Source organism: Streptomyces winkii, assembly GCF_032248595.1.
GTDB classification, from domain to species: Bacteria; Actinomycetota; Actinomycetes; order Streptomycetales; family Streptomycetaceae; genus Streptomyces; species Streptomyces winkii.
This window is the reverse complement of record NZ_JASTTH010000002.1, coordinates 555,789-582,060: the sequence shown is the minus strand read 5'-3', so window position 1 is coordinate 582,060 and position 26,272 is coordinate 555,789. Positions and strand designations below refer to the sequence as shown.

Below are 26,272 nucleotides of genomic sequence, written 5' to 3'. Positions count from 1 at the left end.
GGCCTCCCCGCCGGAGGCAGGGTGAGAGGGATCCGTGCTTGCCGCACGACCCTGCTGTCGAGCGGCCCGGTCATCACCCGGGGCACCCCACCACGGAAGGAGGGTTGCCGGACAGCGGGCCGGGGCCTTGATCGCTGTCGCTCGTGACCTGGCGGGGAGTATGGCACACGGTTCCGGCGGCGCCGGCCGCCGTCCGTATCCCGGACAGGCCTCCCGGACAGGCATCCCGGACAAGCACAGCCCGGGGCCCGGGGAGCGTGCCCCACGAGGGAGCACGGCGGCCGGCCGGCGCGGCCGGTGTCACATATGGCTGGCCGCCACCCAGCGCTCCAGCGCCGCACGCGCGGCGCCGCTGTCGACGGCCTCGGCGGCCCGGTCCATCGCCGCGCGGATCTGCTCGGCCAGCGGGGCGTCGCGCGGTTCGAGAGCGACGAGAGCGGCCGCCGCGTTGAGCAGCACGGCGTCCCGCACCGGACCGCCCTCACCCTCCAGCAGGCGACGGGCCACATCGGCGTTATAGGCGGCGTCGGCGCCCCGCAGCGCCTCGACGGGCACGATGTCGAGCCCGACGTCACGCGGGTCGAAGGACTCCTGCCGCACCGCCCCGTCGCGTACGACCCACACCGTGGAGGTGGCGGTCGTCGTCAGCTCGTCCAGCCCGTCGTCGCCGCGGAAGACGAGTGCCGAGGAGCCCCGTTCGGCCAGCACGCCCGCCATGATGGGCGCCATGCGGGCGTTGGCGACGCCCGTCGCCTGCGCCTGCACCCGGGCCGGGTTCGTGAGCGGGCCGAGGAAGTTGAACGAGGTGGGGATGCCCAGCTCGCCCCGCGCGTTGGCCACATGACGCAGCGACGGGTGGAACTTCACCGCGAAGCAGAAGGTGATCCCGGCCTCCGAGGCCACCTCGGCGACGCGCTGCGGGCTCAACTCCAGGTTGACGCCCAGCTTTTCCAGTACGTCCGTGGCGCCGCTCGCACTCGACGCCGCGCGGTTGCCGTGCTTGACGACCTTCGCGCCGCACCCGGCGACGACGATCGCGGACATCGTGGAGATGTTGACCGTACGGGCCCTGTCGCCGCCCGTGCCGACGATGTCGACCGTCGGGCCGGGCACCTCGATCACGTTCGCGTGCGCGTACATCGCCCGTACGAGACCGGTGATCTCCCCGACCGTCTCGCCCTTGGCGCGCAGCGCCACCGCGAAGCCGGCGATCTGGGCGTCGGTCGCCTCGCCGCTCATGATGTGGTCCATCGCCCACGCCGTGGCGTCGGCGCTCAGGTCCTCGCCGGCGAGCAGCGACGTCAGTACGTCGGGCCAGGTGTGCGGACCCCCAGAAGGAGAGCCGGCAGACGGAACGGCGCTCATGATCCCTCCTGAGGTCGTCGGTTCGGCGCTGAGCCCTCGCGCCGGCGTCCCTGCCGGAGCGGCGGCGCGCCAGGAGACGGCCGCGGGAGGACGGCGTGGTGGCGGCGGGCCTCCGGGCCCGGCCAGCCACCACCCTAGCGGCACACGCACCGCCCGGGACACGCGTATTCCTGCGGGTCGGGACGATCGGCCCCGGGCGCCCCCGCGGACGTACGAAGGGCCGGGCTCCCGCTCGGGAAGCCCGGCCCTCGTACGTGGCGTACTCGGCCCGCTGCGGCGCCGCCGCGGCGGCTCAGTGGTGCCCGTGGCCGCTCGTGAGCTCCTTGTACTCGTCGGCGGTCGGCTTGGGGATCTGCGCCTGCTCGCCGTAGTAGCCCTTGGAGAGGCGGGCGCGCAGTTTCTGCCCCCGGCCGACCTTCCGCCGGACGCCGTTCTCGTCGACCTCCGGGCCGGCCTCGTACGGCTTGTGCTGCACGTGCGAGGTGAGCGTGTGCAGCTGCTCCTGCGAGAGCTGCTCGTGCACCTCGATGAACTCGCCGTGCGGGAGCCGCTTGATGATGCCGGACTCGCGCCCGTGCAGCACTTTCTCCCTGTCCCGTCGTTGCAGGCCCAGACAGGCCCGCCTGGTGACGAAGAAGACGATCACCGGCACCACGAAGAAGGCGATCCGCACGAACCATGTGATCGAGTTGATCGACAGGTCGAAGTGCGTGGCCACCAGGTCGTTGCCGCCGCCGATCAGCATCACCGTGTACCAGGCGATCCAGGCCGCGCCGAAGCCCGTACGGGTGGGCGCGTTCCGCGGGCGGTCGGCGATGTGATGCTCACGTTTGTCGCCCGTCACCCACGACTCGATGAAGGGATAGACGGCGATCGCCGCGAGCACCAGTGGGAAGACCATGAGCGGGATGAACACGCCCATCACAAGCGTGTGCCCCCACAAGTGGATCTCCCAGCCGGGCATGATGCGGATCAGCCCCTCCGAGAAGCCCATGTACCAGTCGGGCTGCGCGTTGGTCGACACCTGATCCGGCCGGTACGGGCCCAGCGCCCAGATCGGGTTGACGGTGAAGGTCGCCGCGATGACGGAGATCACGCCGAAGACGAGGAAGAAGAAGCCACCCGCCTTGGCCATGTAGACCGGAAGCAGCGGCATGCCGACGACGTTCTTGTTCGTACGGCCGGGCCCGGCGAACTGGGTGTGCTTGTGGTAGAAGACCAGGATCAGGTGCGCCACCAGCAGCCCCAGCATGATCCCCGGCAGCAGCAGCACGTGGATCGAGAAGAACCGCGCGACGAAGTCGTGCCCCGGGAACTCCCCGCCGAAGAGGAACATCGACATGTACGTGCCGATGATCGGCATGGAGAGGATCGCGCCCTCCATGAACCGCACGCCGGTGCCGGAGAGCAGGTCGTCCGGCAGCGAGTAGCCGGTGAAGCCGGTGAACATGCCCAGCACGAACAGCAGGAAGCCGAACAGCCAGTTGATCTCGCGCGGCTTGCGGAAGGCGCCGGTGAAGAAGACGCGCATCATGTGCACGAACATCGCGCCGAGGAAGATCAGCGCCGCCCAGTGGTGGATCTGCCGCACGAGCAGGCCGCCGCGTACGTCGAAGCTGATGTCCAGCGTGGAGGCGAAGGCCTCCGACATGCGCACGCCCTGCATCGGCACGTAACTGCCGTGGTACTCCACCTCGTTCATCGACGGGTGGAAGAACAGCGTCAGATAGACGCCGGTCAGGATGATGATGATGAAGCTGTAGAGCGCGACCTCACCCAGCATGAAGGACCAGTGGTCCGGGAAGATCTTGCGCATGTTGGCCTTGGCCAGGGTGTAGATGCCCAGGCGGCCGTCGGCCCAGTCCGCGACCCGCTCGCCGGCGGGTGCCTTGCGCTTCGGGGCGGTGGTCTCGGTTGCTGTACTCATGCTCGACGCTCCCAGTAGGCCGGGCCCACGGGTTCCGCGAAGTCGCCCTGCGCCTCGAGGAATCCGTCGTTGTTGACGCTGATCTTCAGCTGCGGCAGCGCGTGGCCGGCCGGGCCGAAGAGCACCCGTGCACCGTCCGACAGGTCGAAGGTCGACTGGTGGCACGGGCAGAGCACGTGGTGCGTCTGCTGCTCATAGAGGCTGACAGGACAGCCGACGTGGGTGCAGATCTTGGAGTAGGCGACGATCCCCTCGTGGGACCAGTCCAACTCCCGCTTGTCCTTGATGTCTCCGGGTTCGAGGCGTACGAGCATCAGGGCCGCCTTGGCGATCTGCTGCTGGAAGTCCTCGTCCTCCTCCTTCAGCCCCTCGGGCATGGCGAAGGTCAGCGAGCCGACGCTGATGTCCTCGGGGCGCAGCGGCTCCTGGGTGTTCTCGTTGACCAGGAGCTTGCCCTTGGTCCACAGCGTGTGCTCCAACTTGTCCTCGGGCAGCGGCCCGAGGTCGCGCAGCAGGACGACGCCGGAGAGCGGCACCAGGGTCAGCGCCCCGAACATGGTCTTGCGGATCAGCGAACGGCGCCCGAGAGCCGACTCCTTGGCGCCCTGGGCGAAGTCCTCCATGACCTTCGAGCGCGTCTCCGGCTCGGCGGAGACGGCGTGCCGCTCGTCGATGAGCTCGTGGTCGGACATCAGGGTGCGCGCCCAGTGGACGGCGCCCGCGCCGATGCAGAAGAGCGCGACGCCGAGCGTCATCCCGAGGGCGAAGTTCAGCCCGCCGATGCGCCCCGCCGGCCAGACGTAGATGATCTTGTCGACGGGGATGAGCACGAAGCTCGCGATGAAGCCCAGCGTGGCCAGCATCGACGCGGTGAAGAGCATGGCCACGACGCGCTCGGAGCGCTTGGCGGCACGCTCGTCGATGTCCTGGATCCGTGGCTCGTGCGGCGGCAGGCCCGGGTCGGCGAACGGATCGTCCGCGACGGCTACCGCACCGTTGGCGTTTTCCTGCTCGCTCGGCAGGTGCTTCTCTGACACGTTCTCGTGTGATCCAGTCTCGCTCATGACTTCTTCGCCTTCGCCGTCCGCGCTGCGACCCAGATGGCGACGAGGATGAGGACGCCGAGGCCGAAGATCCAGGCGAAGAGGCCTTCGATGACGGGGCCCAGGCCGCCCAGCTTGTAGCCGCCGGGGTTGTCGGACTCCTTGCTGTTCACCGCCTTCAAGTAGGCGGCGACGTCCCGCTTGTCCTGCTCGGGCATCACCTTGTCGGGGAAGGACGGCATCTGCTGCGGCCCTGTCTGCATCGCCTCGTAGACGTGCTTCGGGTCCACATCGCTGAGGCTCGGCGCGTACTTGCCGTGCGTCAGGGCCCCGCCCTCACCGGTGAAATTGTGGCACTGCGCGCAGTTGGTGCGGAAGAGCTCGCCGCCCCTGGCGACATCGGCGCCGCTCGGGTCGTACTGGCTCTTGGTCGGCTTGACGGGACCGGAGCCCAACGAGGCGACGTACGCGGCGAGCTGGTCGATCTCGTGCTCGCTGTAGATCCTCTTCTTCTTCGGCACCTGGGCACCCGGCTGCTGCGCGGGCATGCGGCCGGTTCCGACCTGGAAGTCCACGGCGGCGGAGCCGACGCCGACGAGGCTCGGACCGTCGCTGCTGCCCTGGCCGCCCGTTCCGTGGCAGCTTGAACAGCCCACGTCGTAGAGCCTCTTGCCCTCCTCGATGGCGAGGGACTGGCTCGAGCCAGGGTCGGCCTTGGCTTCACCGGCGGGAGCGAACGCGGCGTACAGCCCCCCGGTGGCCGCCAGCGCGAAGATGAGAACGACGAGCGCCGCCAGCGGATGGCGCCGTCGTGCGGAGAGCTTTTTCACGGATTACCCCGGTGTCAGGATCTTCTGCGTCGATGCTTCTGCTTGTGTCTGTCACTGCCCGGCGCCCGCTCGCGCGCGCACCGGCGCCCGATCATTTACTTGATCAGGTAGATCGTGGCGAAGAGGCCGATCCAGACGACATCGACGAAGTGCCAGTAGTAGGACACGACGATGGCCGCAGTGGCCTGCTGATGGGTGAAGCGCTTGGCCGCGTACGTCCTGCCGAGCAGGAGCAGGAACGCGATCAGACCACCCGTGACGTGCATCCCGTGGAAGCCGGTGGTCAGGTAGAACACCGAGCCGTAGGGATCAGAGGAGAGCGAGATGCCGTCCCTCTCCACCAGCTCCGTGTACTCGAAGATCTGGCCGCCGATGAAGATCGCGCCCATGACGAAGGTGATGATGAACCAGCCCCGGAGCTTCTTCACATCACCGCGCTCCGCCGCGAACACGCCGAGCTGGCAGGTGAGCGAGGAGAGCACGAGGATCGTGGTGTTCGCCGCCGAGAAAGGCACGTTCAGCGCGTCGGCGTGCTCCTTCCAGAAGTCCGCACCCGTCACGGACCGCAGGGTGAAGTACATCGCGAAGAGGGCCGCGAAGAACATCAACTCGGAACTCAGCCAGATGATCGTTCCGACGCTGGTGAGGTTCGGCCTGTTGACCGACGGGTGCGCGTGCCCGGTTTCTACTGCTGTTGCTGTCGCCACGACCGACATTATGTCGGTCGCTCATACGGCCCTTACTGCCGGGGTGCCGTTCGGTGTGTCCAGCACGTGTGTCCAGCTCAAACAGGCCTCCGCAGCCCATACGAACCGGTGTTGGGGAACGGTGCGAGGGAGTAACATCCGCGCTGCGGCTCCATGCCGAAATGTGTTCACGTGCGAGACGTACAGCGGAGGAACGATGCAGCCGACCGCCACGGTGCTGGTCTACAGCGACAACGCCAACACCCGCGAGCAGGTCCGGCTGGCCGCCGGGCGCCGTCCCGCCGCCGACGTGCCGCCCGTCGAGTACGTGGAGTGCGCGACCCTCCCCGCGGTGCTCTCCACGCTGGAGAAGCACCGCATCGACGTGTGCGTCCTGGACGGGGAGACCGCACCGGCCGGGGGCATGGGCGTGTGCCGGCAGATCAAGGACGAGATCTTCGACAGCCCGCCCGTACTGCTGCTCATCGGACGCCCCCAGGACGCCTGGCTGGCGTCCTGGAGCCGCGCGGAGGCCGCCGTCTCGCACCCGGTCGACCCGGTCGCCCTCGCGAGCGCCCTCGCGGGGCTTCTCCGTGAGAACGACGGGACGTCTGCGCAGGTGCAGCCTCTCTGAGGAGTCTGGATCAGTGGGGCTCTGGATCTGTGAGGGCTCTGGCTCAGTGAGGGCTCTGGCTCAGTGAGGGTCTGTGAGGGTTCTGGATCTGAAGCGTCTGGGTCGGGAGGTTGCGGATCGCTGAGGGGTCCGGCCCGGCTCGCCCTTCGGCCGGGCCCGGTGGTCAGACCTGCGGGCGGAGCCTGCTGACTCCCGTGGCGGACCCGGCGGCGTCCTGGTCCTGGGTACCGCGCTGCACGGCGCTGCCTTCCTTCCACTTCGCCCAGGACAGGTTCCAGTCGCCGAAGCCGTTGCCGAAGGCCGGCATGGTGTCGCCGTCGGAGTTGACGTACTTGACGGGGACGCCGTTCCGTACGTGCTCGAAGAACCACTGGGCGTTCTCCGTGCTCATGCCGGTGCAGCCGTGGCTGCTGTTCGAGACGCCGTGGGAGCCGGACGACCACGGGGCTGCGTGAACGTACTCGCCGCTCCAGGTGAGCCGCGAGGCCCAGTGGACGCCGAGGTCGTAGGACTCGCCGCCGCCGATCCCGACGCTGCCGCTGCGCATCCGTACGAAGGACTCGCGGCCCAGGATCACCTTCGTCCCGTTGCGGGTCTCGAACCCGGCCTTGCCGGTGGTGATCGGCATCTCCTTGATGACCTTGCCGTTCTTGCTGAACTTCATGGACAGGCCCGAGGCGTCCGCGAGCGCCTCCACCCGGTCGCCGGTCTTCAGCTTGACGGGCTCGGCCTTGTCGCCGTAGAGGCCGTCGCGCACCTTCAGGCCGTTCAGACGGGAGCGGACGCTGATGGTGGAGTGCGCGGGCCAGTACTCCTTCGGGCGGTAGTGGAGCTCCTTGCCGTCCACCCAGTGCCAGGAGCCCTCGACGTGGGGCGAGGACTTGACGATGAGGCCGCCCTCGACGAGCTTGCGCTGCTTGGCGCCCTTGATCTTGTGGCTCAGCTCGGCGGTGATGGGCTGGCCGACGCCGTACGTGCCGCTGTCGGGCCCGAAGGTGACGCCGAGCCTCTTCGCGTGTGCGGGCTTGGTCTGGAAGTTCAGGGTCCGGCGCCCCTGCTCGCCGGAGCCGTTCTCGGTGCTGATGCGGACGGTGTAGCGCACACCGGCCGCGAGCGGCGTGGTGCTCTGCCAGCGCTTGCCGTCCTCCGAGAGCTTGCCGCTCAGGAAGCGTCCCGCCGTGTCGACGGCGGTGACGTCGGCTATTCGTCCTTCGTCTCCGGTGGCGGTCACTTTGAGGGGGCGGGAGGGGTCGACCACGGCTCCCTCCTCGCCCGCGCTGACGGATATCTGGTTGCTCGCGTCGTACGGGGCGCCCGCCAGGGGATTCCCGCCGCTGCCGACGCTGCACGAGGCCAGGCCCACTGCGAGGGGCGCGAGGGTGAGGGCACAGCCGGCTGAGATCCGGCGCTTCGTCCTGTTCGAAGAGTGATTCATAGGCCCAAGGTAGGAAGTGACGCCGTCGTGGGCCTGTTGGGCGCAGGCAAACGGGTCGGCCCCCGGTGATCACCGGGGGCCGACCCGTTTGCGGACTGCCTCTGCCGCGAGCCTCACCTGGCGCGAGGCCCGCCCTGGAGCCTTACTGGGTGCGATTCTCGCCGTGGTAGTACTCGAAGACCCAGCCGAAGAGGCCGACGAAGAGCAGCGGCGCGGAGACGAACACCAGCCACCATCCGAAGGCCACGCCCAGGAAGCCGAAGGCGGCGCCCAGCCCGAGGGCCAGCGGCTGCCAGCTGTGCGGGCTGAAGAACCCGATCTCGCCGGCGTCGTCCGCTACCTCGGCCTCCTTGTTGTCCTGCGCGCCGGCGTCCACGCGGCGGGCGGTGAAGGCGAGGTAGTAGCCGATCATCACGGCGAGACCGAAGGCGAGGAACAGCCCGGTGGTGCCGACGGGCTCCTTCGACCAGGCGCCGTAGATGATCGCCGTGGCGAGCAGGAAGACCGCCAGGCCGAGGAACATCTTGCCCTGGATCTTCACTTCGACTTCTCCTTACCGCCGGCGAGCGTCCGGGTGTCCGCGGTCCGCTGCTCGCCGAGCTGGTCGAGAGCGGCCACCTCGGGATAGTGCAGGTCGAAGGCCGGGGACTCGGAGCGGATGCGCGGCAGCTGGAGGAAGTTGTGCCGCGGCGGCGGACAGGTCGTGGCCCACTCGAGAGAGCGGCCGTAGCCCCACGGGTCGTCGGTCTCGACCTTCTTGCCGTACTTCGCCGTCTTCCAGATGTTGTAGAGGAACGGCAGGACCGACAGGCCCAGTACGAACGAGCTGATCGTCGAGACCGTGTTGAGGGCGGTGAAGCCGTCGGCGGCCAGATAGTCCGCGTACCGGCGAGGCATGCCCTCGGCGCCCAGCCAGTGCTGGACGAGGAAGGTGCCGTGGAAGCCGGTGAACAGCGTCCAGAAGGTGATCTTGCCGAGCCGCTCGTCGAGGATCTTCCCGGTGAACTTCGGCCACCAGAAGTGGAATCCGGCGAACATCGCGAAGACGACCGTTCCGAACACGACGTAGTGGAAGTGCGCCACCACGAAGTACGAGTCGGAGACGTGGAAGTCCATCGGCGGGGAGGCCAGGATGACGCCCGTCAGACCGCCGAAGAGGAACGTGACGAGGAATCCGATCGACCAGAGCATCGGTGTCTCGAAGGACAGCGAGCCCTTCCACATCGTGCCGATCCAGTTGAAGAACTTCACACCTGTCGGCACCGCGATCAGGAACGTCATGAAGGCGAAGAACGGCAGGAGCACGCCGCCCGTCACGTACATGTGGTGCGCCCAGACCGTCACCGAGAGGCCCGCGATCGCGATGGTCGCGCCGATGAGGCTGATGTAGCCGAACATCGGCTTGCGGCTGAAGACCGGGATGACCTCGGAGATGATGCCGAAGAACGGCAACGCGATGATGTAGACCTCCGGATGGCCGAAGAACCAGAACAAGTGCTGCCATAGCAACGCCCCGCCGTTCGCGGCGTCGAAGACATGCGCCCCGAACTTGCGGTCGGCCTCCAGCGCGAGAAGCGCCGCGGCGAGCACCGGGAAGGCCAGCAGCACCAGCACACCGGTGAGCAGCACGTTCCAGGTGAAGATCGGCATCCGGAACATCGTCATGCCGGGTGCGCGCATGCAGATGATCGTGGTGATGAAGTTGACGGAGCCGAGGATGGTTCCGAAGCCGGAGAGGGCCAGACCCATGATCCACAGGTCGGCGCCGATGCCCGGCGAGCGGACCGCGTCGGAGAGCGGCGAGTAGGCGAACCATCCGAAGTCCGCGGCACCGGACGGCGTGAGGAAGCCGCCGACGGCGATGAGCGAACCGAAGAGGTAGAGCCAGTACGCCAGCATGTTCAGGCGCGGGAACGCCACGTCCGGCGAGCCGATCTGGAGCGGCATGATCCAGTTCGCGAAGCCCGCGAAGAGCGGGGTCGCGAACATCAGCAGCATGATCGTGCCGTGCATGGTGAACGCCTGGTTGAACTGCTCGCTCGACATGACCTGGATGCCGGGACGGGCGAGTTCGGCGCGCATGAACAGCGCCATGACGCCGCCGAGGAGGAAGAAGGCGAAGGACGTGACGAAGTACAGCGTCCCGATCTTCTTGTGGTCGGTCGTCGTGGCCCAGTCGACCACCATGGCGCCGGGCGTCTTCTGCCGTACGGGCGGTGCTGCCTCGGGCGTCGCGGCGGCACCCTTGGGTTCGTTGAGGATGCTCACGGGTTATTCGTCTCCGCATTCCTGGCGTCGCCGGTGGTGGCGGTGCCCGACGGGATGTAGCCGGTCTGGCCCTTCTCGGCCAGGTCCTTCAGATGCTTCTGGTACCGCTCCGGGGACACGACCTTCACGTTGAAGAGCATCCGGGCGTGGTCGACGCCGCACAGTTCGGCGCACTTGCCCAAGTAGGTGCCCTCCTTGGTGGGGGTCACCTCGAAGCGGTTGACGTGACCGGGGATGACGTCCTGCTTCATCAGGAACGGCACCGGCCAGAAGGAGTGGATGACGTCGCGGGAGGTGAGGATGAACTGCACCTTCTCGCCCTTGGGCAGCCAGAGCGTCGGACCCGGGTTCTTGGTCTGCGGGTTGCGCTCGGACGGTGTCCCGACGGTGTACACGCCGTCGGCGCCCTTGGGGAAGGTCGTCCTCATCCGGTCCGGGATCGCGGAGAGTTCCTTGTCGCCGGTGTTGGTGGTGGAGGCCTTGCCGTCCACGTCCTCGATGTAGTTGAAGCCCCAGCTCCACTGGAAGCCCACCACGTTGACGACATGTTGGGGCTTCTTCGTCGTCGCCAGGAGCTTCGTCTCGTCCCGCGCGGTGAAGTAGAAGAGCACCGCGACGATGATGATGGGAACCACCGTGTACAGGGCCTCGATGGGCATGTTGTACCGGGTCTGCGGTGGGACCTCGACCTTGGTCCTGGAACGGCGGTGGAAGACCACGCTCCACAGGATCAGGCCCCAGACCAGGACGCCCACGGCGAGCGCTGCCGCCCACGACCCCTGCCACAGGGAGAGGATCCGCGGAGCCTCGTCCGTGACCGGGGTGGGCATGCCGAGGCGGGGAAAGTCCTTGTAGGTGCAACCGGTGGCGGTCGCCAGGACCAGGCCCGCGGCTAGCGCCTGCCGCAGCGTGCGCCGCATCGGGCGCCGCGGCATGGGGATACCGCCCACGCCCTTGGGGCGGTGGGGGAGGTCGGAGCCGTTGGGACTCACGTAGCGCCTTCCCGAGAGTCTCGCCCGCCCATGCCGGCTCGGCCTTTTGCTGGTCGGGCGCGGGCCCTGGCGCGGGCAGGGGTTTGGATGTTTATGCGGGGCAAACCTTACTGGACCGTTCCGGGGGCCTCGCGGGGAGGGTCCCCAACGCGCCGCGCACCCCTCAACAGGCGCTCTGTGACGCCTCGTCGGGGGTTGCGGGGGCCCGCGGAGCGGGTGCTCGGAGCGCTCGCGGGACCGCAGCGCGAAGCCCGGCGGAACCGGTTCGCAAAGGGTGCCGGGAGCGGAGCGCGGTGCCGGGGCCGGAGCGCAGGAGCCCCGCGCGGCCGGAGCGCGTTAGCGTTCCGGTGTGCCCTATTTCGACGCCGCGTCGTCCGTACCCCTGCATCCCGTAGCCCGCGAGGCCCTCGTCGCCGCCCTCGACGAGGGGTGGGCGGACCCCGCGCGCCTGCACCGCGAGGGACGCCGGGCGCGGATGCTGCTGGACGCCGCGCGGGAGACCGCCGCGGAGGCCGTCGGATGCCGTGCCGACGAGCTCTTCTTCACCCCATCGGGTACGCGTGCCCTGCACACCGGCATCGCGGGTTCGCTCGCGGGGCGGCGCCGCGCGGGACGGCGGCTGGTCGTCTCCGCCGTGGAGCACTCCGCCGTGCTGCACGCCGCCCACGCCCACGAGGCCGAGGGCGGCAGCGTGATCCGGGTGCCCGTGGACCGTACGGGCCGGGTCGCCGCGGAGGACTTCCGGGCGGCGCTCGGCGAGGACGCGGCGCTGGCCTGCCTTCAGACCGCCAACCACGAGGTGGGCACCGAACAGCCGGTGACGGAGGTGGCCGGGGTGTGCGCCGAGGCCGGTGTGCCCCTCCTGGTCGACGCGGCGCAGTCGCTGGCCTGGGGCAGGCCGGGCGCCGGCTGGTCGCTGCTCGCGGGCAGCGCGCACAAGTGGGGTGGCCCGCCGGGTGTCGGGCTGCTGGCCGTGCGGAAGGGCGTGCGCTTCGCGTCCCAGCAGCCCACGGACGAGCGGGAGTCGGGGCGTTCCCCCGGCTTCGAGAACATCCCGGCGATCGTGGCCGCGGCGGCGTCACTGCGCGCCGTGCGCGCCGAGGCGGAGGCCTCCGCGGACAGGCTGCGCGAGCTGGTCGACCGGGTGCGGGCCCGGGTGCCGGAGCTGGTCCCGGACGTCGAGGTCGTCGGCGATCCCGTGCGGCGCCTGCCGAACCTGGTGACCTTCTCCTGTCTGTACGTGGACGGGGAGGCGCTGCTGCACGCGCTGGACGCCCGGGGCTTCTCCGTCTCCTCCGGCTCGTCGTGCACGTCGAGCACGCTGACGCCGAGCCATGTGCTGCGGGCGATGGGCGTGCTCTCGGAGGGCAACATCCGGCTGTCGCTGCCGCCTACGGCGGGCAGTTCGGCCGCGAGTTCGGCGGAGGAGGACGTGGAGCGCTTCCTGGAGGTCCTCCCTGCGGCGGTGAGCGAGGTGCGCGGGAAGCTGGACGCCCCCGGCGGACCGGCGGCCGGGCAGCGTAAGGAACCGGAGCCGGAACCAAAGAGGGAGACGGCAGCGGAGGCAGGGACCGAGACGGCCGCCGGGCCGGGGCAGCCCGCGGGCGAGCCCTCCGCGATGACGGTGGACGCCCTCGGTTCGCTCTGCCCGCTGCCGGTCATCGAGCTGGCGAAGGTGATCGGGGATGTGCCGGTGGGCGGCGTGATCACGGTCCTCGCGGACGACGAGGCCGCACGTGTCGACATCCCGGCCTGGTGCGAGATGCGCGGCCAGGAGTATCTGGGCGCCGACGGCACCGAGTTCAGGGTGCGCCGGCTCAACTGACCCCGTACGGGCGGGACTCCATACGGGCGGACGGTGCGCGTTCACGGTCGTACGGCGGCGGGGCGGCTCCGGGCTCGACGCCCGCGGCCGCCCCGCCGTACACAGAACCGGGTGGATCAGCGCAGGTGCGCGGCGACCTCGGCGGCGGCCTCCTCGCCGTACTGCGTCGTGAAGCGCTCCATGAAGTGGGCGCGCTTCAGCTCGTATTCCTGCGTGCCGACCGTCTCGATGACGAGCGTGGCCACCATGCAGCCCACCTGGGCGGCGCGTTCGAGGCTCACGCCCCATGCGAGGCCCGAGAGGAATCCGGCGCGGAAGGCGTCACCGACGCCGGTGGGGTCGGCCTTGGCCTCCTCCTTGGGCACGCCGACGACGATGGGCTCCTCGCCCTCGCGCTCGATGCGGACGCCCTTCGCGCCCAGCGTGACGACCCGCGTCCCGACCTTGGCGAGTATCTCCTTGTCGCTCCAGCCGGTCTTGGTCTCGATGAGCTCCTTCTCGTACTCGTTGGAGAAGAGGTAGGTGGCGCCCTCCATGAGGGTGCGGATGTCCTCGCCCTCCATGCGCGCGATCTGCTGCGAGAAGTCCGCGGCGAAGGGGATGCCGCGCTTGCGGCACTCCTCGGTGTGCCGGGTCATCGCCTCGGGGTCGTCCGCGCTGATGCAGACGAGGTCCAGGCCGCCGACGCGCTCCGCGACGGTCTGGAGCTCGATCAGGCGGGCCTCGCTCATGGCCCCGGTGTAGAAGGAGCCGATCTGGTTGTGCGCCTCGTCGGTGGTGCAGACGAAGCGGGCGGTGTGCCGCAGCTCGGAGATGTGGACGGACTCGGTGTCCACGCCGTGCCTTTCGAGCCAGGCGCGGTACTCCTCGAAATCCTCGCCCGCGGCGCCGACCAGGATCGGGTTCGCTCCCAGCTGCCCCATGCCGAAGGCGATGTTGGCCCCCACGCCGCCGCGCCTGATCTCAAGCGTGTCGACGAGGAAGGAGAGCGAGACGGTGTGCAACTGGTCGGCGACCAACTGGTCGGCGAACCGACCGGGGAACGTCATCAGGTGGTCGTTCGCGATGGAGCCGGTGACTGCGATACGCACGGCGAAATCTGCTCCTGTCGGAGGACGCGGTCGGATGGCACCATCACGCTACCTGCTCCCTCCGCGGAACCGAACAGGACGGAACTACCAGATAGTAGGGCCTTCCAGGCGCCTCACCTGCTGCGTAGCGTCGACTCCATGCGGAATCTCGCGCGGCGCACGGTCGCGGAACCCGAATCGCTGGACCAACTGCTGGGCGACTGCGCCCGCATGGCACCGCACTGGCGGGTCCCCGTCTGCGACCTGCCCGTTCCCGCCGGCCCCGGTGTCCCCGGCGTCCCGGCGGCCTCCTCGGCGTCGTACGAGAAGCTGCACGGGGTGCGCGTTCCCGCGGCCTCGGAGCGTGTGCTGGAGGGCATGTCCGAGTACGGCCTCTGGTGACCGTACGGACGGGGTGACGAACAGGGGCTCGGCTCGTGTGCCGTCGGCCGGGGTTCCGTCAACGGCCGCCGTGCGCCGCTGAAATCACCGGGAACCTTCCGCACTTCCGCTCCGTCACAGGTGTGTCCGTCGCCGCCCTCTCACCGGCAGGGGTGTGGGGTGACGCGGCGGGCGGAGCCGAAGGAGCAATGCCGTGAGCACCGAACCGTCCCACGCCCCGGGTGATGGGGAGGCGCCTTCCGTGCAGGCCGTACGGCAGCGCCGGCACCGGCTGCCCGTGATCACGGTGGCGGCCGCCGTACTGGTGGCCGGCGGAGGAGGAGCCTGGTGGGCCTCGACCGCGAGCGGCGGCCCGGGAGGGCCGGAGAGCACCTCCGAGCCGCCAAGCCTCGCGCTGGACGGCCTCGTCTCCGGCGAGCAGAGCGGTGCGGACGGAGGCGGGCAGCCGGGCATCGCGCCGGGCGAGCCGCACCCGCAGGTCTATCTCGCCGACGGCGAGCTGCCGGACGGCCCGGACACGGCCCCCGTGTATCGCAATCCGGCCACGATCGATCAGGCCTCCGTCTCCGCGCTGGCCGAGAAGCTCGGCGTCACGGGGAAGCCGGAGAAGAAGGACCGCCGCTGGGTCGTCGGAGAGGACGGGAAGTCCCCGGGCGGCGCGGCGCTCACCGTGAACGACGACCGCATGGCCGGCAACTGGACGTACCAGTCCGGGGACCGGCCCGGAATGCGCTGCGGCAGGCCGCTGCCGACGGTGCCGGGCGCCGGCATCGTGCCGCCCGAGCGGGGCGACGTCCCGGATTCGTGCCCGGCCATGCCGGACTCCGGCAAGGGCGACCCCGTATCGGAGAAGAAGGCGAAGAGCGCCGTACGGCCGCTGCTGAAGACGCTCGAACTCGACGGCGCCCGGCTCGACGCCGGCGTGACGACGGGCTCGCTGCGGATGGTCACCGCGACCCCGGAGATCGGCGGCCTGACCGCGCAGGACTGGAACAGCACCTTCACGGTCGACGAGGACGGCAAGGTCGTACGAGGGCACGGCAACCTCGGCGAGCTGAGGAAGGGCGCCTCCTACCCGGTGATGTCGGCGGAGGAGACGCTGAAGCACCTCAACAAGCAAGGCTCGGCGGGCACTCGGGCCGGAGGCGGCACGGTGCGCGAGCCGTGGGCGGAGGGCGCCGTCCCACCCGGGAAGGCCCGGCCCGGAAAGCCCGGATCCGGAACGGCGGAGCCCGCGAAGCCCCACGCCGGGAAGCCCGAGCCCGGGAAGATCGCCCCGCGCAAGCCCCTGAAGGTGACCGGGGCCCAGTTCGGCCTCGTCACGCGCTACTCGGTGGGCAGGCCCGTGCTCGTACCGTCGTGGATCTACGAGGTGAAGCTGGGCGGCGACCACACCGCGAGCGTCGCCCACCCCGCGGTGGAGCCGGAGTACCTCAAGCCGGCACGGCCCGCGCAGCCCGGCACGGACCCGGGCGACGGCTCAGGCTCCAGCTCCGGCCCGGCTCCCGGCACAGGATCGGGCTCGGGCTCGGGCTCGGGCTCGGGCCAGGCTGAGCAGCCCGGATCGGGACCCTCGCAGGCCGTCAACTCCTATGAGGCGGACGGCCGCACGGTGAAGCTGACCTTCTGGGGCGGCGTCTGCGACGGCTACACGGCGAGCGCGGAGGAATCCGCGAAGACGGTGAAGGTAAGCGTTCGCGCAAAGGAGACCGACGGGAAGAAGGTGTGCGTCAAGATGGCCAAGCGCCAGACCGTGGAGGTCCGGCTGGACAAGCCTCTCGGCGACCGCGAGGTCGTGGACACGACCGACGGAGAAGGACTGCCGCGCAAGTGAAGCGGCGCGCACTGGGTAGAGATAGCTGAACGCGTCCGGCGGCACGACCGCCGGGAAGCGGCACAACGGCAAGGCACCGGGACGGCAGGACAGGCAAGTCCACACGACCGGCAGAACGACGGGACCTGGAGAGCACGGGGGCGAAGACGACGAAGGCGGCGGACCCCTGGTGGGGGGAGTCCGCCGCCTTCGTCCTCTACTTCGTCCCGTTCAGCCGGCCGGGCCCGGCGTCCTTCTCAGTTGAAGGAGTCGCCGCAGGCGCAGGAGCCCGTCGCATTCGGGTTGTCGATCGTGAAGCCCTGCTTCTCGATGGTGTCGACGAAGTCGATGGAGGCGCCGCCCAGATACGGCGCGCTCATCCGGTCGGTGACGACCTTCACACCGTCGAAGTCCTTGACGACGTCGCCGTCGAGCGAACGCTCGTCGAAGAAGAGCTGGTACCGAAGGCCGGAACAGCCACCGGGCTGGACGGCGACCCGCAGCGCCAGGTCGTCACGGCCCTCCTGCTCGAGCAGGCTCTTGACCTTCGCCGCGGCGGCGTCGGACAGGATGATGCCCTCGCTCACAGCGGTGTCGTCCGATACGGACATCTGCTTCTCTCCCGGGTTGTTCGGACTGCTCTGCCGCCGGGTGCAACCGGCTGCGTCCCGGATTCATTCCCGCGGGACACGGTCGTTTCTATGTCGTTCTCCTCAGCCATGCTCGCACACGCGGAGCGCGCGCAGGAATGCGTCACATCGACGCGAACGCCATCGTCAAAGTGACGTGAAGCGGTTATGATTCATAGCGTCAATTAGACGAAAAGCCGCTTGCGGCCATGGAGAAAAGGGAGGGTGGGTGCCGTGACCGCCCCACTGGATGTAGAGCCGACTCCGCTGGCGCTGATGCTCCTCGGCCGCGAGTCCGACCCCAGGAGTGAACGCGGCGTCGACTGCCCCGGGGATCTCCCCGCTCCCTCGGACCCGGATCTGGTGGAGCGTGCGCGCGCGGCCAAGGCGAAGCTCGGCGAGCGCGTCTTCGTGCTGGGCCACCACTACCAGCGCGACGAGGTCATCGAATTCGCCGACGTCACCGGTGACTCCTTCAAGCTGGCGCGGGACGCGGCGGCCAGGCCCGAGGCGGAGTACATCGTCTTCTGCGGCGTGCACTTCATGGCCGAGTCGGCCGACATCCTCACCTCCGGCCGCCAGCAGGTCGTCCTCCCCGACCTGGCCGCGGGCTGCTCCATGGCGGACATGGCCACCGCAGAACAGGTCGCCGAGTGCTGGGACGTGCTGACCGAGGCCGGGGTCGCGGAGGTGACGGTGCCCGTCTCGTACATGAACTCCTCGGCCGACATCAAGGCGTTCACGGGCAGGCACGGCGGCACCATCTGCACGTCGTCCAACGCACGGCGTGCCCTGGAGTGGGCCTTCGGGGAGGCGGAGGGCACGCCGGGCTCGCAGGGCCGGAGCAAGGTGCTCTTCCTGCCGGACCAGCACCTCGGACGCAACACCGCCGTCCGGGAGTTGGGCATGTCACTGGACGACTGCGTCGTCTACAACCCGCACAAGCCGAACGGCGGGCTGACCGCCCAGCAGCTGCGGGACGCGAGGATGATCCTCTGGCGCGGCCACTGCTCGGTGCACGGGCGCTTCTCCCTGGACTCCGTACGGGACGTGCGCGAGCGCATCCCGGACGTCAACGTCCTCGTACACCCGGAGTGCAAGCACGAGGTGGTGAACGCGGCCGACCAGGTCGGCTCGACCGAGCACATCATCAAGGCGCTGGAGGCCGCGCCGTCCGGTTCGAAGTGGGCCGTCGGCACCGAACTCAACCTCGTACGGAGGCTGGCCGAACGCCACGCGCCGGACAAGGAAGTGGTCTTCCTCGACCGCACCGTCTGCTTCTGCTCGACGATGAACCGCATCGATCTGCCGCACCTGGTCTGGGCGTTGGAGTCGCTGGTGGACGGCAAGGTCGTCAACAGGATCGAAGTCGACGCGGAGACCGAGAAGTTCGCGAAGCTCGCCCTGGAGCGGATGCTGGCCCTGCCGTAATCTGCGGCGGATGCTGCTGCGACCGGTGCAGGACACCGAGGAGGACGCCGAGGCCGTGCGGCAGGTGGCCGAGGCGTCCTTCGCCGCGTCGCACGAGCCGGAGGGCGGCCGTGCGGCACCGCCTCCGTCGGCGGACCCGCCCGCGGAGGGCGAACTGCCCGCCGTACCGCTCGACCCCGACCCGCCGCGCAGCCGGGAGCGCATCCGCCATCTGGCGCGTACGGACCCGGGCGGCAGCTGGGTCGCCGCGGACGCGGTAGGGCGCCCGGTCGGCGCGGCCCAGTCGCTGATACGGGAGGGCACCTGGGCCCTGGCGCTGCTCGTTGTACTTCCCGAGGCGCAGGGGCAGGGAGTGGGAACGGCGCTGCTGGAGCGGTCGATGCGGTACGGAAGAGCGTGTCTGCGCGGACTGATCTCCTGCACGCCGCACCCGGCGGCCGCCCGCACGTACCGCAAGGGGGGCTTCGAGCTGCATCCGGCGATGCGCCTGCACGGCGCCGTCGACGCCGCCCGGCTCGCCGCTCCCGACGGCCCCGTCGTCGTGGGCTCCGCGGCGCAGCGAGACCTGATGGACTCCGTCGACCGGCGGCTGCGCGGCGGCGCGCACGGCGTGGACCACGAGTTCCTGCTGCGCCACCACCGCCTCTTCGTCGCCGACGACCTCGCCGGCAGCGGCTACTGCTATCTGCGCGAGAACGGCCGGGTGGAGCTCCTCGCCGCCACGTCGCGCCGGCTGGCCACCCGGCTGCTGACCGCGGCGCTGCTGAGCGTCCCCGAGGGCGCACCCGTGTCCGTACGGGCCCTGACGGCGGAGCAGCAGTGGGCGCTGGACGTCGGGCTCGCGGCGGGGCTGGAGATCAGCACCGGCGGCTATGTCTGCGTCCGCGGGATGCGGCCGCCGACGCCGTACATCCCGTCGGGCGGCTTCCTGTAGGGGCACTCGGCGGCGAGGGCCTGCGAGCTTCGGCGAGTGCCGTCAGTGGGCGCCGGGCCGCACCAGACCGTTCTCGTACGCGGCGACCACCAGCTGCGCCCGGTCGCGCGCCCCCAGCTTCGACATCGTGCGGTTCACGTGCGTCTTGACCGTGAGCGGACTGACCGCGAGCCGCTCCGCGATCTCGTCGTTGTTGAGGCCGCCTCCCACCAGCGTCAGCACCTCGCGCTCCCGGCTCGTGAGCGCGTCGACCGGGCGCCCCGCCTCCCCGTCCCCGTGGCCCTCCTCGCCGGCGGTGTCCATCGTGGCGTACGGGCCTCCCTGCGCCAGGAAGGAGGCGATCAGGCCCTTGGTGGCGGCGGGCGAGAGCAGGGCGTCGCCCTTCACGGCCGTACGGATCGCGGCGAGCAGCTCCTCGGGCTCCGCGCCCTTGCCGAGGAAGCCGCAGGCACCCGCGCGGAGCGCCTGCACCACGTACTCGTCCACCTCGAACGTGGTGAGTATGACGACCCGGACCTCCGAGAGCGCCGGGTCGGCGCTGATGGCGCGCGTGGCGGCGAGGCCGTCGGTGCCGGGCATGCGGATGTCCATCAGCACCACGTCGGCGTCCGACGCGCGTACGGCGTCGACGGCTTCGGCTCCGTCGGACGCCTCCGCGACGACCGCCATGTCCGGCTCGGAGTCGACGAGCACGCGGAACGCGCTGCGCAGCAGTGTCTGGTCGTCCGCCAGCACCACGCGGATCGTCATGCGGAAGCGCCTTCCTCGGCTCGGGGCTCGCGGTGGCCGCCGCTCCCGTCACCGCCTTCGGTACGGGCCGCGGGGCCGTGGTGGCGGCCCAAGTCCCGCTCGGGATCCCGGCGCTGGAGGGGCAGTCGCACGTGGACGCGGAAGCCGCCGTCGGGCAGCGGCCCCGTCTCGCACACTCCGTGCAGCGCGGCGGCTCGTTCCCGCATTCCCATCAGGCCGTGGCCGCCGCCCGTCTCGGAGGCGGCAGGCTCGGAGGCGCCCGACTCGGCGGCCCGCGCGGAGGGCGCGCGTCCGTCCGGCGGCTCGGCGGCGGACGGAGGCTGAGCGAAGGGGCCGGTGGCCGCGGGCGCCTCGCCGGAGGTGCCGCCGCCGTCCCCGCCGCCTTCGTCCTGCGGGTCCCCGTCTCCGTCCCCGTCGCCTTCGCCGTCCCCGTCGCCGTCCCCGTCGTCGATGACCGTGACCTCCAAGGCGTCCGGCCGTGTGACGATCCCCACCTGGACGTGCGCACCGGTGCCCACGTGCTTCTGCACGTTCGTCAGGGCCTCCTGGACGACGCGGTAGGCGGTGAGGTCCACGGCGGACGGCAGCGCTTGACCGGTTTCCGCGGTCTCGCCCGCCGGGCCGGATTCGGAGGTCATGTCGACCGTGACGGCGAGCCCGGCCCGGGTGAAGCCGTCGACCAGCTCGTCCAGGACTCCGAGCCCCGGTGCCGGTTCCGTCGGCGCGGTGCTCTCCCCGGACTGCCGCAGCAGGCCGACCGTGGCCTGCAACTCGTTGAGGGCGTGCCGGCTCGCCTCCCGTACGTGCGCCAGCGCCTCCTTGGCCTGGTCAGGACGCTGGTCCATGACGTGCGAGGCGACCCCCGCCTGGACGTTGACCAGCGCGATGTGGTGAGCGACGACGTCGTGCAGCTCGCGGGCGATGCGCATGCGCTCCTCGGCGACGCGGCGCCTCGCCTCCTCCTCCCGCGTGCGCTCGGCACGCTCGGCGCGCTCGCGTATGGCGTCCACGAAGGCGCGGCGGCTGCGCACCGCCTCGCCCGCCGCGGCGGCCAGACCGGACCACGCGAAGGTGGCGAGATTGTCCTGCGCGTACCAGGGGCGGCTGCCGAGGAGCATGCCCGCGGCGGTGAGCACCCCCACGGTCACCACGCCCACGCGGACGCTGGTGACGCGGTCGGTGCGGTTGGAGACCGTGTACAGCGCGATGATCGCGGCGATGACGAGAGGCGTGCGGTGCCCCTCGTCGGGAGCGCCTCCCCGGGGGTCGACGACGAGCCCCACGACCGTGACCAGGCTCGTCATGCACAGCACGGGCATCGGCGCCCTGCGGCGCAGCACCAGCACCGCACAGGCGAGCGCCGCCAGCAGGGCCGTCCCCGGAGCGACTTCGCGGTGTCCGAAGCGCGGGCTGATCTCATGCCCCGCGGAGTCGGCGGCGGCCCCGATCATGATCGCGACAAAGGCGCCCAGGGCGATGAGGGCGTCCACGGCATACGGATGCGCGCGCATCCACTGCCGCACATCGGTCAGGGGGCCTGCTGCGGGCTTCGCCGTCATGATCGGGTGTGTGCCGGTCGGGCCTGCCGGACGCCGGAGGGCCCGGAAGGCTCAGTCGGGGATGCTCAGTTGGGGATGAGGCCGTCGTCGGTGAGCATCTCCCGTACCTCTTCGAGGGATGCGTCCGGCGCGGGCAGGATCAGCTCGGACGGCTCCAGCGCGTCGTCGGGGAGCGAGGTGCCCATGCTCCGCACGGCATTCAGGAGCGCCGTCAGCGTGCGGCGGAAGCCCTCGTCGTCTCCCGTCTCCATCTCGGAGAGCAGCTCGTCGTCCAGCTTGTTCAGCTCGGCGAAGTGGCTGTCGTCCAGCTTCACCTGGCCTTCCCCCATGATCCGTACGATCATGTCGCTCTCCTTCTGGCGCCGGGACCTCGGCTTCAGCTGCTACTCGGTGTCACTGCTCGTCGGGACCGGGGAGTCCGCGTCGCCGCGGCGCTCCCCCGCGCTGCCCGCCTGCCGCTACTTCTCGAACCTCGGTGTGTCCTGGGACTGCTGCCCCTGGCTCTGGGACTGGTCCTGGCCCTGGGACTGCCCGGTGCCGCTGCCGCCCTCGATGGCCTGCTGCCCGCCGCTCTCGCCGCCGGCCAGCTCGGCCTTCATCCGCTGGAGCTCCATCTCGACGTCCGTACCACCGGAGAGCCTGTCGAGCTCGGCGGTGATGTCGTCCTTGGCCATGCCGGACTGGTCGTCGAGGGCGCCGGAGGCCAGCAGCTCGTCGATGGCGCCGGAGCGCGCCTGGAGCTGCGCCGTCTTGTCCTCGGCGCGCTGAATGGCCATGCCGACGTCGCCCATCTCCTCGGAGATGCCGGAGAACGCCTCGCCGATCCGCGTCTGGGCCTGAGCGGCGGTGTAGGTGGCCTTGATCGTCTCCTTCTTCGTACGGAAGGCGTCGACCTTGGCCTGAAGACGCTGGGAGGCGAGCGTGAGCTTCTCCTCCTCGCCCTGGAGCGTCTGGTGCTGGGACTCCAGGTCTGTGACCTGCTGCTGGAGCGCGGCACGGCGGGAGAGCGCCTCTCGCGCCAGATCCTCGCGGCCGAGCGCCAGCGCCTTCTTGCCCTGCTCCTCCAGCTTGGAGGACTGACCCTGTAGCTGGCTCATCTGCAACTCCAGGCGCTTGCGCGACGTCGCCACGTCGGCGACTCCGCGGCGCACCTTCTGGAGCAGCTCCAGCTGCTTCTGGTACGAGTAATCGAGCGTCTCGCGCGGATCCTCGGCCCGGTCCAGGGCCTTGTTGGCCTTCGCGCGGAAGATCATCCCCATACGCTTCATGACACCGCTCATGGGCCTCGCGCGCCCCCTTCGTAACGGACTGAGCCTCAGCAGCACACCTTCAAGACCCAAGACTACGGGCCCTGGTTCCATTACCGCACTGTTCGGCGTCGGATGCGCTCCTCCTGAAGGACGATCGGGGCCCGGCGCCTCCGGCGCAGGGAGTAGGTGCGCCTCCGGTTTCCCGGCCGCGGGCGGACGATACGGGCCGGTCCCGGGGGTCGCGGAGCGGTCTCCCGTCCGCGGGCGGATCCCCGCGGACGCGGGACGCAAGGGCCCGGAGACTCCGCGGTGTTGCGAGATCGTTCCCGCCGGGGCCTGGGGGCATCAGTGCCGGGCACCGTAGGCTTGGGGCCGTGTTCCGAAGCCGTTCGAAGGACGGGCAGGCCGCTCCCGCCAGCAAGGCGACCGCCGCCGAGCCCCAGCAGACCCGTGACCCGCAGGCCCCCAAGGGCAGGCCGACGCCCAAGCGCAGCGAGGCGCAGTCGCAGCGCCGCACGCTCGCCAAGGCCCCTGCCAACCGCAAGGAGGCCGCCAAGCGGCAGCGCGAGGCACGGCGGTCCGACATGGCGCGGCAGCGGCAGGCGCTGGCGAGCGGCGACGAGCGGTACCTGCCGGCGCGCGACAAGGGCCCCGTGCGGCGCTTCGCCCGCGACTACGTGGACTCCCGGTGGTCCGTCGCGGAGTTCTTCCTTCCGCTCGCGGTGATCATCCTGATCCTGAGCATGATGCCGTCGCTCCAGCTGAAGAACATCTCGCTGCTGCTCTGGCTCTTCGTGATCGTGATGATCGTGCTCGACTCGATCGGGCTGGGCTTCCGGCTCAGGAGGGACCTCCAGGCGCGCTTCCCGGACGAGTCCAGGCGCGGCGCGATCGCCTACGCCCTGATGCGTACGCTCCAGCTGCGCCGGATGCGCCTGCCCAAGCCGCAGGTCGCGCGCGGCGAGAAGCCCTGAACGGGCGGCGGCGGAGGTCCGGGCGTCAGCTCCCGGGCCCCTTCACGTACGCCTTCCCGAACCCCGGCGTCCCGCGCCCCGGCGCGGAGACCGCCGTGAGGCCCGCCCCCGGGTTCTCCGTGGCGGCGGCGTGGACGTGAACGATCCCGGGCGGCTGGGGCAGCGCCTCCTCGCGCGCCAGCTCGACGAGCAGCTGTCGGCGGCGTTCGGTGCCGGGCAGAAGCTGCGGGTGCTCGACGTCGGCCTCGGCCGCGGCGTCCAGGCCCTGCGGCTCGCACGCGCGGGCCACACGGTGACCGGCCTCCAGTCGGACCCCGACCTCCGCGAGCTCTTCGAGAAGGAGCTCGCCGACGAGGACGGGGAGGTCCGTGGGCGAATACGGCTCCACGAGGGCGGCAGCGAGGACACCGGCGCCCACTTCCTGCCCGGCACCTTCGATGTCGTGCTGTGCCACGCCGGGCTGTCCCAGGCGCGCGATCCGGGCACCACGCTCGCCGGTCTCGCCCGGGTCCTGGGCGCGGGCGGTCTGCTGTCACTGCTGATACGCAACGACGCGGCGCTCGCCATGCGCCCGGGCCGCTCCGGCGACTGGGACGCCGCTCTGGCCGCGATCGGCTTCCCGGAGCGGACGGGAAGCGCCCTTCGTCTGGAGACGCTGAGCCGAAGCCTCGCGGGGATCGGCACACCGCTCCGGCAGTGGTACGGGGTCGGGGTGTTCGGCCACCACGACGTTCCGGACGACGAGACGAAGGCCGAGAAGATGCTCGACGCGGAGGAGCTCGCGGGACGCAGCGACCCGTACCGCTCGGTGGCGGCGATGCTGCACATCTGCGGAGTGCGGGGCGGCGCGGGCGGCGACGCGGCCGCGCCCACCGGCGGAACCGGTGGGCGCCGGGACTCCGCGCCGGGCGGTCAGACGTTCTCGCCCTCGTAGCCCTCCGGGGCGTGCAGGCTCATCGGGCCGTAGACCTTGCTGCCGTCGTCCAGCAGCGTCACCTGGTCGGTGCCGCCGTCCAGCAGCTCCTTCCAGACCTCGCCGATCCAGGACTCGGCGTCGCCCTGGGTGGGGAACTCCTCGGGCGCTACGGCAGGTTCGGTCTCCGATCCGTCGGCCTTCTCGAACCGCCACGTCCACGCCATGTATGCCTCCAGAGATCGACAGTTGCTGCCCGCAGACTAATCCTGAGTAGGCGGGCGCCGACCGGTCACGAGACGATCGGGGTGTGGAACTCACACTGCTCGGCACCGGAGCCCCCACGGGACTCCCCCGGCCCGACTGCCCGTGCGCCGTGTGCGCGGCGTGCGTCAGGGGCCGTACACACGCGCGCGCCGCCACCGCGGTCCTCGTCGACGGCACCGTGCTGCTCGACCTCACGCCCGGCCCCGCCTTCGCCGCCGCGCGCGCCGGCCGCTCGCTGCACGGCGTACGGCAGGTGCTGCTCTCGCACCCGCACGACGGCCCGGCGATGGAGTTCCCGGCGGGACTGCCCGCACCGGTGCGCGTCTCCGAGCGGCAGGACCTCGCCCTCATCAGCGGCCACCGCATACGCGCCGTCGCCCTCGATTCGCCCGGCACCGGCTACCAGGTGACGGGGCCCGCCGGCGAACGTCTCCTCTATCTGCCGCCCGGAGCGGCCCCCGCCGGTCTCGAAGAAGGACGCGAACCGGCCGCCTCCCCCTACGACATGGTGCTCCTCGACGTGCTCGGCCGCCCCGAGGCGCTCGCCCGCCTCCGCGGGGCCGGAGCGATCGGCCCGGCGACCGACGTCGTCGCCGTCCACATCGACCACGACGTGGTCCCCGGCCCCGAGCTGCGCCGTCGCCTCGCGGCGGCCGGAGCCCACACGGAGCCGGACGGCACGACCCTCGTCGTCGGCGACTATCCGGACGTCCCCGAGATTCCGCGCCGCACGCTCGTGCTCGGCGGAGCGCGGTCCGGGAAGTCCGCCGAGGCGGAGCAGCGGCTGGCCTCGTTCCCCGGGGTCGTGTACGTGGCCACCGGCGGCAGCCGCGCCGGAGATCCGGACTGGGCGGCCCGGATCAGCGCGCACAAGGAGCGCCGGCCCGCGTCCTGGCGCACCGAGGAGACCTGCGACGTCGTCCCGCTGCTGGACGAGCCGGGCCCTCCGCTGCTGCTGGACTGCCTCGCCCTGTGGCTGACCGACGCGATGGACTCGGTCGGAGCCTGGGACGACGAGCGCTGGACGACGGTCGGTTCGCGGATGCTGCGGGAGCGGATCGGCGAGCTGGTGGCGGCGCTGCGCAGGACGCGGCGCACGGTGGTCGCGGTGAGCAACGAGGTCGGCTCGGGCATCGTCCCCGAGACGTCGTCGGGGCGCCGCTTCCGGGACGAACTGGGCCGTCTGAACGCGGAGTTCGCGGCGGAGTGCGAACACGTGCTGCTCGTCACGGCGGGCATCGCGCAGCCGCTGCGCGGCTGACCGGACCACGGGGC

Annotated in this window: 25 protein-coding genes and 1 riboswitch; of the genes, 9 read left to right on the top strand and 16 right to left on the bottom strand. The window is 70.6% G+C overall.

The features are described 5' to 3' along the window. Window positions 1-29 precede the first annotated feature (29 nt). Window positions 30-149: riboswitch (SAM riboswitch) on the bottom strand. Window positions 150-300: 151 nt separating this feature from the next. The 5 genes from trpD to ctaE form a co-directional block, all read right to left on the bottom strand. After that, window positions 301-1,365, bottom strand: a complete 1,065-nt coding sequence (gene trpD, locus QQM67_RS06840; protein WP_314172698.1) for an anthranilate phosphoribosyltransferase — start codon at window positions 1,363-1,365, stop codon at window positions 301-303. A 292-nt stretch (window positions 1,366-1,657) separates the two neighbouring features. Continuing rightward, complete coding sequence (qcrB, locus tag QQM67_RS06835; protein WP_314172697.1) at window positions 1,658-3,292, bottom strand: cytochrome bc1 complex cytochrome b subunit; 1,635 nt, start codon at window positions 3,290-3,292, stop codon at window positions 1,658-1,660. Next, the gene (gene qcrA, locus QQM67_RS06830) at window positions 3,289-4,356 is read right to left on the bottom strand and encodes a cytochrome bc1 complex Rieske iron-sulfur subunit (RefSeq protein ID WP_314172696.1); all 1,068 of its coding nucleotides are present in this window, start codon (window positions 4,354-4,356) and stop codon (window positions 3,289-3,291) included. The genes qcrB and qcrA overlap by 4 nt, the downstream gene beginning before the upstream one ends. Continuing rightward, window positions 4,353-5,165 (bottom strand): cytochrome bc1 complex diheme cytochrome c subunit, encoded by an 813-nt coding sequence (qcrC, locus tag QQM67_RS06825; protein WP_314172695.1) that lies wholly within the window; start codon window positions 5,163-5,165, stop codon window positions 4,353-4,355. The genes qcrA and qcrC overlap by 4 nt, the downstream gene beginning before the upstream one ends. 95 nt (window positions 5,166-5,260) lie before the next feature. Continuing rightward, entirely contained in the window at window positions 5,261-5,881 is a 621-nt protein-coding gene (ctaE, locus tag QQM67_RS06820) for an aa3-type cytochrome oxidase subunit III (protein ID WP_314172694.1), read from the bottom strand. Window positions 5,882-6,068: 187 nt separating this feature from the next. On the opposite strand from ctaE, the gene QQM67_RS06815 reads away from it, so the two are divergent. Beyond that, entirely contained in the window at window positions 6,069-6,485 is a 417-nt protein-coding gene (locus QQM67_RS06815) for a hypothetical protein (RefSeq protein ID WP_314172693.1), read from the top strand. 163 nt (window positions 6,486-6,648) lie between these two features. On the opposite strand, the gene QQM67_RS06810 is transcribed toward QQM67_RS06815, so the two are convergent. The 4 genes from QQM67_RS06810 to ctaC form a co-directional block, all read right to left on the bottom strand. Further along, window positions 6,649-7,920, bottom strand: coding sequence for a L,D-transpeptidase (locus tag QQM67_RS06810; RefSeq protein WP_314172692.1), 1,272 nt, complete (start codon window positions 7,918-7,920; stop codon window positions 6,649-6,651). A 142-nt stretch (window positions 7,921-8,062) separates the two neighbouring features. After that, a complete protein-coding gene (locus QQM67_RS06805) occupies window positions 8,063-8,461 on the bottom strand; it encodes a cytochrome c oxidase subunit 4 (RefSeq protein WP_314172691.1) in 399 nt (132 codons plus the stop codon). Next, window positions 8,458-10,188: an aa3-type cytochrome oxidase subunit I gene (gene ctaD / locus QQM67_RS06800; RefSeq protein ID WP_314172690.1), complete on the bottom strand. Its 1,731-nt coding sequence runs from the start codon at window positions 10,186-10,188 to the stop codon at window positions 8,458-8,460. The genes QQM67_RS06805 and ctaD overlap by 4 nt, the downstream gene beginning before the upstream one ends. Further along, a complete protein-coding gene (ctaC, locus tag QQM67_RS06795) occupies window positions 10,185-11,180 on the bottom strand; it encodes an aa3-type cytochrome oxidase subunit II (protein ID WP_399065555.1) in 996 nt (331 codons plus the stop codon). The genes ctaD and ctaC overlap by 4 nt, the downstream gene beginning before the upstream one ends. A 349-nt stretch (window positions 11,181-11,529) precedes the next feature. Between ctaC and QQM67_RS06790 the strand changes: the two genes are divergently transcribed. After that, window positions 11,530-13,005 carry a cysteine desulfurase/sulfurtransferase TusA family protein gene (locus QQM67_RS06790; protein WP_314172689.1) on the top strand — a complete coding sequence of 492 codons (1,476 nt, stop codon included), beginning with the start codon at window positions 11,530-11,532 and terminating at the stop codon, window positions 13,003-13,005. 116 nt (window positions 13,006-13,121) lie between these two features. Here QQM67_RS06790 and QQM67_RS06785 read toward each other — a convergent pair whose 3' ends face one another. Then, entirely contained in the window at window positions 13,122-14,096 is a 975-nt protein-coding gene (locus QQM67_RS06785) for a carbohydrate kinase family protein (protein WP_314172688.1), read from the bottom strand. 138 nt (window positions 14,097-14,234) lie between these two features. Here QQM67_RS06785 and QQM67_RS06780 point away from each other — a divergent pair, with 138 nt between their 5' ends. Both QQM67_RS06780 and QQM67_RS06775 read left to right on the top strand, forming a co-directional pair. Further along, complete coding sequence (locus tag QQM67_RS06780) at window positions 14,235-14,477, top strand: hypothetical protein (protein WP_314172687.1); 243 nt, start codon at window positions 14,235-14,237, stop codon at window positions 14,475-14,477. A gap of 193 nt (window positions 14,478-14,670) precedes the next feature. Then, window positions 14,671-16,311 carry a hypothetical protein gene (locus QQM67_RS06775; RefSeq protein ID WP_314172686.1) on the top strand — a complete coding sequence of 547 codons (1,641 nt, stop codon included), beginning with the start codon at window positions 14,671-14,673 and terminating at the stop codon, window positions 16,309-16,311. A gap of 236 nt (window positions 16,312-16,547) precedes the next feature. Here the strand turns inward: QQM67_RS06775 and QQM67_RS06770 are convergent, their stop codons facing one another. Continuing rightward, complete coding sequence (locus QQM67_RS06770; protein ID WP_241057820.1) at window positions 16,548-16,901, bottom strand: HesB/IscA family protein; 354 nt, start codon at window positions 16,899-16,901, stop codon at window positions 16,548-16,550. Window positions 16,902-17,153: 252 nt separating this feature from the next. Here QQM67_RS06770 and nadA point away from each other — a divergent pair, with 252 nt between their 5' ends. Beyond that, window positions 17,154-18,350, top strand: coding sequence for a quinolinate synthase NadA (nadA, locus tag QQM67_RS06765; protein WP_314172685.1), 1,197 nt, complete (start codon window positions 17,154-17,156; stop codon window positions 18,348-18,350). 10 nt (window positions 18,351-18,360) lie between these two features. Beyond that, complete coding sequence (locus QQM67_RS06760; RefSeq protein ID WP_314172684.1) at window positions 18,361-19,284, top strand: GNAT family N-acetyltransferase; 924 nt, start codon at window positions 18,361-18,363, stop codon at window positions 19,282-19,284. A gap of 42 nt (window positions 19,285-19,326) precedes the next feature. Here the strand turns inward: QQM67_RS06760 and QQM67_RS06755 are convergent, their stop codons facing one another. The 4 genes from QQM67_RS06755 to QQM67_RS06740 all read right to left on the bottom strand — a co-directional run bounded on the left by QQM67_RS06755 (window position 19,327) and on the right by QQM67_RS06740 (window position 22,861). Next, the gene (locus QQM67_RS06755) at window positions 19,327-20,034 is read right to left on the bottom strand and encodes a response regulator transcription factor (protein WP_314172683.1); all 708 of its coding nucleotides are present in this window, start codon (window positions 20,032-20,034) and stop codon (window positions 19,327-19,329) included. Further along, the gene (locus QQM67_RS06750) at window positions 20,031-21,593 is read right to left on the bottom strand and encodes a sensor histidine kinase (RefSeq protein ID WP_314172682.1); all 1,563 of its coding nucleotides are present in this window, start codon (window positions 21,591-21,593) and stop codon (window positions 20,031-20,033) included. Before QQM67_RS06750 ends, QQM67_RS06755 begins: the two co-directional genes overlap by 4 nt. A gap of 65 nt (window positions 21,594-21,658) precedes the next feature. Then, entirely contained in the window at window positions 21,659-21,937 is a 279-nt protein-coding gene (gene pspAA, locus QQM67_RS06745) for a PspA-associated protein PspAA (protein WP_314172681.1), read from the bottom strand. Between the two features lie 114 nt (window positions 21,938-22,051). Next, the gene (locus QQM67_RS06740) at window positions 22,052-22,861 is read right to left on the bottom strand and encodes a PspA/IM30 family protein (RefSeq protein WP_314172680.1); all 810 of its coding nucleotides are present in this window, start codon (window positions 22,859-22,861) and stop codon (window positions 22,052-22,054) included. Between the two features lie 356 nt (window positions 22,862-23,217). Between QQM67_RS06740 and QQM67_RS06735 the strand changes: the two genes are divergently transcribed. Beyond that, window positions 23,218-23,817, top strand: a complete 600-nt coding sequence (locus QQM67_RS06735; protein WP_399065546.1) for a DUF3043 domain-containing protein — start codon at window positions 23,218-23,220, stop codon at window positions 23,815-23,817. A 130-nt stretch (window positions 23,818-23,947) separates the two neighbouring features. Then, the gene (locus QQM67_RS06730) at window positions 23,948-24,751 is read left to right on the top strand and encodes a class I SAM-dependent methyltransferase (protein ID WP_314172679.1); all 804 of its coding nucleotides are present in this window, start codon (window positions 23,948-23,950) and stop codon (window positions 24,749-24,751) included. Here QQM67_RS06730 and QQM67_RS06725 read toward each other — a convergent pair. After that, entirely contained in the window at window positions 24,730-24,957 is a 228-nt protein-coding gene (locus QQM67_RS06725; protein WP_314172678.1) for a hypothetical protein, read from the bottom strand. The genes QQM67_RS06730 and QQM67_RS06725 overlap by 22 nt on opposite strands. 83 nt (window positions 24,958-25,040) lie before the next feature. On the opposite strand from QQM67_RS06725, the gene QQM67_RS06720 reads away from it, so the two are divergent. Then, window positions 25,041-26,258 carry a bifunctional adenosylcobinamide kinase/adenosylcobinamide-phosphate guanylyltransferase gene (locus tag QQM67_RS06720; protein WP_314172677.1) on the top strand — a complete coding sequence of 406 codons (1,218 nt, stop codon included), beginning with the start codon at window positions 25,041-25,043 and terminating at the stop codon, window positions 26,256-26,258. Window positions 26,259-26,272 lie beyond the last annotated feature (14 nt).

Excerpts from the sequence above, each read along its gene's own strand:
- trpD (WP_314172698.1), bottom strand. The coding sequence starts at position 1,365 with ATGAGCGCCGTTCCGTCTGCCGGCTCTCCTTCTGGGGGTCCGCACACC.
- qcrB (WP_314172697.1), bottom strand. The coding sequence starts at position 3,292 with ATGAGTACAGCAACCGAGACCACCGCCCCGAAGCGCAAGGCACCCGCC.
- qcrA (WP_314172696.1), bottom strand. The coding sequence starts at position 4,356 with ATGAGCGAGACTGGATCACACGAGAACGTGTCAGAGAAGCACCTGCCG.
- ctaE (WP_314172694.1), bottom strand. The coding sequence starts at position 5,881 with ATGTCGGTCGTGGCGACAGCAACAGCAGTAGAAACCGGGCACGCGCAC.
- QQM67_RS06815 (WP_314172693.1), top strand. The coding sequence starts at position 6,069 with ATGCAGCCGACCGCCACGGTGCTGGTCTACAGCGACAACGCCAACACC.
- QQM67_RS06810 (WP_314172692.1), bottom strand. The coding sequence starts at position 7,920 with ATGAATCACTCTTCGAACAGGACGAAGCGCCGGATCTCAGCCGGCTGT.
- QQM67_RS06780 (WP_314172687.1), top strand. The coding sequence starts at position 14,235 with ATGCGGAATCTCGCGCGGCGCACGGTCGCGGAACCCGAATCGCTGGAC.
- QQM67_RS06770 (WP_241057820.1), bottom strand. The coding sequence starts at position 16,901 with ATGTCCGTATCGGACGACACCGCTGTGAGCGAGGGCATCATCCTGTCC.
- QQM67_RS06760 (WP_314172684.1), top strand. The coding sequence starts at position 18,361 with ATGCTGCTGCGACCGGTGCAGGACACCGAGGAGGACGCCGAGGCCGTG.
- QQM67_RS06755 (WP_314172683.1), bottom strand. The coding sequence starts at position 20,034 with ATGACGATCCGCGTGGTGCTGGCGGACGACCAGACACTGCTGCGCAGC.
- QQM67_RS06750 (WP_314172682.1), bottom strand. The coding sequence starts at position 21,593 with ATGACGGCGAAGCCCGCAGCAGGCCCCCTGACCGATGTGCGGCAGTGG.
- pspAA (WP_314172681.1), bottom strand. The coding sequence starts at position 21,937 with ATGATCGTACGGATCATGGGGGAAGGCCAGGTGAAGCTGGACGACAGC.
- QQM67_RS06740 (WP_314172680.1), bottom strand. The coding sequence starts at position 22,861 with ATGAAGCGTATGGGGATGATCTTCCGCGCGAAGGCCAACAAGGCCCTG.
- QQM67_RS06725 (WP_314172678.1), bottom strand. The coding sequence starts at position 24,957 with ATGGCGTGGACGTGGCGGTTCGAGAAGGCCGACGGATCGGAGACCGAA.